Source organism: Streptomyces sp. NPDC034043, assembly GCF_055575675.1.
Genome location: NZ_JBVISF010000022.1, coordinates 58,313 through 65,411 on the forward strand (window position 1 = coordinate 58,313; position 7,099 = coordinate 65,411).

5 protein-coding genes are annotated in these 7,099 nt (G+C 69.4%); all 5 read left to right on the forward strand.

Annotation, left to right across the window (positions count from 1 at the left end):
• Position 1 precedes the first annotated feature (1 nt).
• Positions 2-772 (forward strand): holo-ACP synthase, encoded by a 771-nt coding sequence (gene acpS, locus ACZ51S_RS32210; RefSeq protein ID WP_468478692.1) that lies wholly within the window; start codon positions 2-4, stop codon positions 770-772.
• Entirely contained in the window at positions 769-1,983 is a 1,215-nt protein-coding gene (metK, locus tag ACZ51S_RS32215; protein ID WP_468962780.1) for a methionine adenosyltransferase, read from the forward strand. Before acpS ends, metK begins: the two co-directional genes overlap by 4 nt.
• 1 nt (position 1,984) lies before the next feature.
• Positions 1,985-2,968, forward strand: coding sequence for a carbohydrate kinase family protein (locus tag ACZ51S_RS32220; protein WP_468962782.1), 984 nt, complete (start codon positions 1,985-1,987; stop codon positions 2,966-2,968).
• The gene (gene metH / locus ACZ51S_RS32225; RefSeq protein WP_468962784.1) at positions 2,965-6,420 is read left to right on the forward strand and encodes a methionine synthase; all 3,456 of its coding nucleotides are present in this window, start codon (positions 2,965-2,967) and stop codon (positions 6,418-6,420) included. Before ACZ51S_RS32220 ends, metH begins: the two co-directional genes overlap by 4 nt.
• Positions 6,421-6,455: 35 nt before the next feature.
• A partial coding sequence (locus tag ACZ51S_RS32230) for an adenosylhomocysteinase (RefSeq protein WP_468480220.1) occupies positions 6,456-7,099 on the forward strand: 644 nt, incomplete at its 3' end.

A 7,099-nucleotide genomic window follows, 5' to 3' on the forward strand; every position in this document is an offset into this window, starting at 1 on the left:
GGTGCCGACCCGACCCGTCGCCGCCCCGCCGGCGGGTGGCCTGGGCTGGGCGAACCTCGGCATGGACATCGTGTCCGTCACCCGTGTCCGCCGGCTGCTCGCCCTCTACGGCGAGGACTTCTTCCAGCGCATGCTCACCCCCGGCGAACTCGCCGACTGCCGTACCTCCGCCAGGCTCGACGTCCTGAGCCTGTGCGGACGGATCGCCGCCAAGGAGGCGGCGTTCAAGACCCTGCGCGTCCGCGCCGTGTTCCTGCCCTGGCGGGACATCATCGTGCGGCGTTCCGAGGGCGGCTGGCCGCTCGTGGAGCTCCACCGGTCCGCCGCCGAGATGGCGACGCGGTCCGGTATCGCCGGGATCACCGTGACCATCAGCCACGACGTGGACTACGCGGTGGCGGTCGCCGCCCCCGTACTTGATCCCCTCGCCGTCCCCGAGCCGCTCCCGGTCCCGGAGACCGCGCCCGCCGCGCCCGCGCTTCCCCCCACCCCACCCGTACACAGCACTCCAAGGAGAAACACCATGTCCGAAGGCCTGCAGCTCGTGAAGAACTGGCTCCTCGCCCGCCACGAGGAGCTCGACGACATCGCCGGTGACCTCGACCTCATCGAGAACCGGCTCATCGACTCGCTGTCCTTCGTCGAGTTCGTGTTCCTGCTGGAGCAGCACAGCGGCCGCCCCATCCAGCTGGAGACCCTGGAGGTCGACGAGATCCGCACCCTCGACGCCATCCGCACCCACTTCTTCAGTGCCAAGGCGGTCCAGGCATGAGCAAGCGCCTGTTCACCTCGGAATCCGTGACCGAGGGCCACCCCGACAAGATCGCCGACCGGATCAGCGACACGATCCTCGACGCGCTCCTGCGCGAGGACCCGGCCTCCCGCGTCGCGGTCGAGACGCTGATCACCACCGGCCAGGTCCACATCGCCGGAGAGGTCACGACGACGGCGTACGCGCCGATCGCCGAACTGGTGCGCGGTGCCATCCTCGACATCGGCTACGACTCGTCCAAGAAGGGCTTCGACGGAGCCTCCTGCGGCGTGTCGGTGTCCATCGGCGCGCAGTCCCCGGACATCGCGCAGGGTGTGGACACGGCCTACGAGCAGCGCGTCGACGGCGAGGGCGAGGGCGACGAGCTGGACCGGCAGGGCGCCGGGGACCAGGGCCTGATGTTCGGCTACGCGACGGACGAGACGCCGGAGCTGATGCCGCTGCCGATCCACATCGCGCACCGCCTGTCGCGCCGGCTGACGCAGGTCCGCAAGGACGGGATCGTGCCCTACCTGCGCCCGGACGGAAAGACGCAGGTCACCATCGAGTACGACGGTGACAAGGCCGTCCGCCTGGACACGGTCGTCGTGTCCTCGCAGCACGCCGCCGACATCGACCTGGACTCGCTGCTGACCCCGGACATCCGCGAATTCGTGGTCGAGCACGTGCTGGCGCGGCTGGCCGAGGACGGCATCAAGCTGGACACCGAGGGCTACCGGCTGCTGGTGAACCCGACGGGCCGTTTCGAGATCGGCGGTCCGATGGGCGACGCCGGCCTGACCGGCCGCAAGATCATCATCGACACGTACGGCGGCATGGCCCGTCACGGTGGCGGCGCGTTCTCCGGCAAGGACCCGTCGAAGGTCGACCGTTCCGCCGCGTACGCGATGCGCTGGGTCGCGAAGAACGTGGTCGCCGCCGGTCTGGCCGCGCGCTGCGAGGTCCAGGTCGCCTACGCGATCGGCAAGGCCGAGCCCGTCGGTCTCTTCGTCGAGACCTTCGACACCGGCACCCTGCCCGACGAGCGCATCCAGGAAGCCGTCTCCGAGGTCTTCGACCTCCGCCCGGCCGCGATCGTCCGCGACCTCGATCTGCTGCGCCCCATCTACGCCCAGACCTCCGCCTACGGGCACTTCGGCCGCGAGCTCCCCGACTTCACCTGGGAGCGCACCGACCGCGTGCACGCGCTGCGCAAGGCCGCCGGGGTCTGACATGCGCATCGCTGTCACCGGATCCATCGCGACCGATCATCTGATGGCCTTCCCCGGCCGGTTCGCGGAGCAGCTGCTGGCGGACCGGCTGGACCGGGTCTCCCTGTCGTTCCTCGCCGACGACCTGGAAGTGCGGCGGGGCGGAGTGGCGGCGAACATCGCATTCGGCCTGGGCATGCTGGGACTGCGCCCGCTGCTGGTGGGCGCGGTGGGCGGGGACTTCGAGCCGTACCGGCTGTGGCTCAAGGAACACGGGGTGGACACCGACTCCGTACGCGTGAGCGACACCCGCCACACCGCGCGTTTCGTCTGCACCACCGACCGGGAGCAGAACCAGATCGCGACCTTCTACGCCGGCGCCATGGCCGAAGCCCGCGAGATCGACCTGCGGGAGGTCGTCACCCGCTGCGGCAGGCCCGACCTGGTCCTGGTCTCCCCGGACGACCCCGAGGCCATGCTCCGCCACACCCGGGGCTGCCGCGAGCTCGGCATCCCCTTCGCCTCCGACCCCTCGCAGCAACTGGCCCGGCTCGGCCGGGACGAGGTACGGGAACTGGTGGACGGCGCACAGCGGCTGTTCACCAACGAGTACGAGGCCGCCCTGCTGTGCGAGCGTTCCGGGCTCACCGAGGAACAGATCCTCCGGCGGGTCGGCTCCTGGGTCACCACGCGCGGCGAGGCCGGCGTGCAGATCCGCGGCGACGGGCGCGAGCCGCTGACCGTGCCCGCCCTGCGGGTCGCGGAGGTCGTGGACCCGACGGGCGTCGGCGACGCCTTCCGGGCCGGTTTCCTCGCCGGGACGGCCTGGGGCGTCCCCGAACGGTGCGCGGCCCAGCTGGGCTGCGCCGTCGCGGCGACCGTACTCGACCACGCGGGCACGCAGGAGTACCGCCTGGAACGGGAACCCCTGCTGGCCCGGCTGGACGCCGCGTACGGCCCGGCCGCCGTGACGGAACTGTCCGCACACCTGGGGGCCCTGGAATGAGCCGGACACTGAGGGAGGAACTCGCGACCCGCGTGGTGGTCGCGGACGGAGCCATGGGCACGATGCTCCAGGCCGCCGACCCCACACTGGACGACTTCCTGGGGCTGGAAGGCTGCAACGAGGTCCTCAACCTCACCCGCCCCGACATCGTCCGCTCCGTCCACGACGAGTACTTCGCGGTCGGCGTGGACTGCGTCGAGACCAACACCTTCGGCAGCAACCTGTCCGCCCTCGCCGAGTACGGCATCGAGGACAAGGTCTACGAACTGTCCGAGGCCGGGGCCCGCATCGCCCGCGAGTCGGCGGACGCGCACACCGCGAGGGACGGCCGGCCCCGCTGGGTGCTGGGCTCCATGGGCCCGGGCACCAAGCTGCCCACCCTCGGACACGTCGGGTACGAGCCCCTGCGCGCGGCCTACCAGGAGAGCGCCGAGGGCCTCATCCGCGGCGGCGCGGACGCGCTCCTCATCGAGACCACCCAGGACCTCCTCCAGACCAGGGCCGCCGTCATCGGCGCGCGGCGGGCGCTGGACTGGTGTGGCACGGAGGACCTCCCGCTGATCGTCCAGGTCACCGTGGAAGCGACCGGCACGATGCTGCTGGGTTCGGAGATCGGTGCGGCGCTGACGGCGCTGGAGCCGTTGGGGATCGACATGATCGGGCTGAACTGTGCGACGGGTCCGGCGGAGATGAGCGAGCACCTGCGGTATCTGGCGCGTAACGCGCGGATTCCGCTGTCGTGCATGCCGAACGCGGGGCTGCCGGTGCTGACGAAGGGCGGTGCGCATTATCCGCTGTCGGCGGTGGAGCTGGCGGATGCGCAGGAGACGTTCGTGCGGGAGTACGGGCTGTCGCTGGTGGGCGGCTGCTGCGGCACCACACCGGAGCATCTGCGGCAGGTGGTGGAGCGGGTGCGGGGTGCGGCCGTGGTGGCGCGGGATCCGCGGCCGGAGGCGGGTGCGGCGTCGCTGTACCAGACGGTTTCGTTCCGGCAGGACACCTCCTATATGGCGATCGGTGAGCGGACGAACGCGAACGGGTCGAAGAAGTTCCGTGAGGCCATGCTGGAGGGCCGTTGGGACGACTGTGTGGAGATGGCCCGGGATCAGATCCGTGAGGGCGCGCACATGCTGGATCTGTGTGTGGACTATGTGGGCCGTGATGGTGTGGCGGACATGGAGGAGCTGGCGGGCCGGTTCGCGACGGCTTCGACGCTGCCGATCGTTTTGGACTCGACCGAGGTCGCGGTGATCCAGGCGGGTCTGGAGAAGCTCGGCGGGCGTGCGGTGATCAACTCGGTGAACTACGAGGACGGTGACGGGCCCCAGTCGCGGTTCGCGAAGGTGACGGCGCTGGCGCGGGAGCACGGTGCCGCGCTGATCGCGCTGACGATCGACGAGGAGGGCCAGGCACGCACCGTCGAGCACAAGGTCGCGATCGCCGAGCGTCTGATCGGCGATCTCACCACCAACTGGGGGATCCGTGAGTCGGACATCCTGATCGACACGTTGACGTTCACGATCTGCACGGGTCAGGAGGAGTCCCGTAAGGACGGGATCGCGACGATCGAGTCGATCCGTGAGCTCAAGCGCCGCCACCCGGACGTGCAGACGACGCTGGGTCTGTCGAACATTTCCTTCGGTCTGAACCCGGCCGCGCGTGTGCTGCTGAACTCGGTGTTCCTGGACGAGTGCGTCAAGGCCGGCCTGGACTCGGCGATCGTGCACGCATCGAAGATCCTGCCGATCGCACGCTTCGACGAGGAGCAGGTGACCACGGCGCTGGACCTGATCTATGACCGGCGGACCGAGGGTTACGATCCGCTGCAGAAGCTGATGGCGCTCTTCGAGGGTGTGAACACCAAGTCGCTGAAGGCCGGCCGGGCTGAGGAGCTGTTGGCGCTGCCGTTGGACGAGCGCCTGCGGCGGCGGATCATCGACGGCGAGAAGAACGGTCTGGAAGCCGACCTGGACGAGGCGCTGCGGACGCGTCCGGCGCTGGACATCGTCAACGACACCCTGCTGGAGGGGATGAAGGTCGTCGGTGAGCTGTTCGGTTCCGGTCAGATGCAGCTGCCGTTCGTGCTCCAGTCGGCGGAGGTGATGAAGACGGCAGTCGCCTATCTGGAGCCGCACATGGAGAAGACCGATGACGAGGGCAAGGGCACGATCGTGCTGGCCACCGTCCGCGGTGACGTCCACGACATCGGCAAGAACCTGGTCGACATCATCTTGACCAACAACGGCTACAACGTCGTCAACATCGGCATCAAGCAGCCCGTCTCCGCGATCCTGGAAGCGGCGCAGGAACACAAGGCCGACGTGATCGGCATGTCCGGTCTCCTCGTGAAATCGACCGTGATCATGAAGGAGAACCTGGAGGAACTCAACCAGCGCAAGCTGGCGGCCGACTACCCAGTCATCCTCGGCGGCGCCGCCCTCACCCGCGCCTACGTCGAACAAGACCTCCACGAAATCTACGAAGGCGAAGTCCGCTACGCCCGCGACGCCTTCGAAGGCCTGCGCCTGATGGACGCCCTGATGGGTGTCAAGCGCGGCGTTCCCGGCGCCCAACTCCCACCCCTCAAGCAGCGCCGTGTCCCGCGGCGGACCGCGGTCCTCGACGTGCGCGAGCCGGAAGACGCCGGCCGCTCGGACGTGGCCGTCGACAACCCGGTGCCCGAGCCGCCGTTCCTCGGCACCCGGGTCGTCAAGGGCATCCAGCTCAAGGAATACGCGGGATGGCTGGACGAGCAGGCGCTCTTCAAGGGCCAGTGGGGCCTCAAGGACGCCGGCTCCATCGAGACGGAGGGGAGGCCCCGGCTGCGCGGCTGGCTGGAGCGGATGCACACCGAGCGGCTCCTCGAGGCGGCCGTGGTCTACGGCTACTTCCCCTGCGTCTCCAAGGGCGACGACCTGATCGTCCTCGACGAGGACGGGGGAGAGCGGACCCGGTTCACCTTCCCGCGCCAGAGCCGCGGGCGCCGGCTGTGCCTCTCCGACTTCGTGCGCCCGGACGACTCCGGCGAGATCGACGTCGTCGGCCTCCAGGTCGTCACCGTCGGGTCGAGGATCGGCGAGGCCACCGCCAGGCTCTTCGAGTCCGACTCCTACCGCGAGTACCTGGAGCTGCACGGCCTGTCCGTCCAGCTCGCCGAGGCCCTGGCCGAGTACTGGCACGCCCGCGTCCGCGCCGAACTCGGCATCGCCGGCTCCGATCCGGCGGCCATGGACGGCATGTTCCGTACCGAATACCAGGGCTGCCGCTACTCCCTCGGCTACCCGGCCTGCCCCGAGCTGGCGGACCGGGCCAAGATCGCCGACCTCCTCCGGCCGGAGCGGATCGGCGTCCACCTCTCCGAGGAGTTCCAGCTGCACCCCGAGCAGTCCACCGACGCCATCGTCATCCACCACCCCGAAGCCGGTTACTTCAACGCGGGAGGCCGCCGATGACCTCCGGTTCCAGACGAGTTCAAGGAGCACGACCCATGCCTGCCGAGTTCACGGACTTCAAGGTCGCCGATCTTTCCCTCGCGGCTTTCGGCCGCAAGGAGATCACCCTGGCCGAGCACGAGATGCCGGGTCTGATGTCGATCCGCGAGGAGTACGCGCAGGCGCAGCCGCTGGCCGGCGCCCGCATCACCGGTTCGCTGCACATGACGGTGCAGACGGCCGTGCTGATCGAGACGCTCGTCGCCCTCGGCGCGCAGGTCCGCTGGGTGTCCTGCAACATCTACTCGACGCAGGACCACGCGGCGGCGGCGATAGCGGCCGCAGGCATCCCGGTCTTCGCCTGGAAGGGCGAGACGCTGGAGGAGTACTGGTGGTGCACGGAGCAGGCGCTGACCTGGCCCGGGCACGCCGGCCCGAACATGATCCTGGACGACGGCGGTGACGCCACCCTGCTGGTCCACAAGGGCGTCGAGTACCAGAAGGCCGGCAAGGTCCCGGACCCCTCGACCGCCGACAACGAGGAGATGGGCTTCGTCCTGGAACTGCTGGGCCGCTCCACGCTGGACTGGACGCGGATGGCCTCGGAGATCCGCGGTGTGACGGAGGAGACCACGACCGGTGTCCACCGCCTGTACGAGATGATGGCCGAGGGCACGCTGCTGTTCCCGGCGATCAATGT

Coding starts and splice junctions, on each gene's coding strand:
- metK (WP_468962780.1), top strand. CDS start 769: ATGAGCAAGCGCCTGTTCACCTCGGAATCCGTGACCGAGGGCCACCCC.
- metH (WP_468962784.1), top strand. CDS start 2,965: ATGAGCCGGACACTGAGGGAGGAACTCGCGACCCGCGTGGTGGTCGCG.
- ACZ51S_RS32220 (WP_468962782.1), top strand. CDS start 1,985: ATGCGCATCGCTGTCACCGGATCCATCGCGACCGATCATCTGATGGCC.